This window comes from bacterium, from assembly GCA_026398675.1.
Classification (GTDB): Bacteria; RBG-13-66-14; RBG-13-66-14; order RBG-13-66-14; family RBG-13-66-14; genus RBG-13-66-14.
On the sequence record JAPLSK010000124.1, the window covers coordinates 1 to 1188 of the forward strand.

Here is a 1188-nt window from a genome sequence, read left to right on the forward strand (position 1 = left end):
CCCAGGAGCCCGCCCACGGCCTGCTGTCGCTCCAGGAGGCGCTGGACCTGTTCCCGGGTGGCGAACCCCCGCTCCACCATCAGTTCTCCGAGGCGCTTCTTGGGCACCGACCCTCCTTGGGATACCGGGGAACCGAGCGAAGCGAGTTACGCCCCCGGCGAACCGAGCTATGCCCGGCAAATAGTCTACCAGAAGTGACACCGCAGCGCAAAACGAAGTAACACCCCCGGCGATACGGAGTAACGCCCCTGGCGAAACGAAGTATCACCCCCGGCGATACGGAGTAACGCCCCCGGCGAAACGAAGTATCGCCCCCGGCGCAACTGTGACGGCGCAGCCGTAAAGGCTTGATAAAACCGGCCCACATCGGGAGGCGGCACGAACCTCCACGGCCTTTGACCACCACGGGGCCGCCGGGTTATAATCCGTCTCGGGACCGTGCGTCTCCCGTCTTTAACGCCCCCGTGGAGGGCCGGCTTGAGTATCTGCGGCCGAAGGCATAACAGCGCCCGAAGGGATAACCGCGGCCGAAGGCAAATTCCCCTGCCGGGTCCGCTTCTGTTGGTCGTCCTCGCGCTCGTCATCGGCGCCTGCCAGCCCGAGACCGGCGAAATACCCGATCGCGCCCGGGAGCACTTCGAGCGGGCGAACGCGGCCTACGAGGCGAAGGACTACGCCGGCGCCATCCAGGGGTTCCAGGCCGTCGTGGACGTCTACTCCTACACGCGGATCTACCCCATCGCCCTCTACCGCCTGGCCTACTCGAAGCTCAAGGTCGGGCGGTACGCCGAGTCCGAGGCCGATTTCGCCGACTTCTTGAAGGAGTTCCCCAACCACGAGCTGGCCGAGGACGCCCAGGTTCTCTACGCCCGGGCGCTGAGCGAACAGGGGCGGTACTTCGAGGCGGCCTACGCCCTGGCAAAAATCGCCGCCAATCCCGACAACCGGCTGGCCGATACGGCCCTCGAGGGCTTCACCCAGCACTACGAGGTGCTGGATCGCGAGCACCAGCGGCAGCTCCTCGATGAGTTCGAGGACACCTACCTGGGGGCCTATCTCCTCTACAAGCTGGGCACGGAGGCCTACGGGCGGGGCGACCTGGAATCGGCCACCCTCTACCTCCGCCGGCTCACCGAGCACCCCCTGGCCACCGAATTCCGCGACAAGGCCCCCGCGCTCCTGGAGGAG

The 1188-nt window shown here is 66.4% G+C and carries 1 protein-coding gene; it reads left to right on the forward strand.

Going from position 1 to position 1188, the window contains the following annotated elements:
- Positions 1-561: 561 nt before the first annotated feature.
- A partial coding sequence (locus NTW26_03045; protein ID MCX7021250.1) for a tetratricopeptide repeat protein occupies positions 562-1188 on the forward strand: 627 nt, incomplete at its 3' end.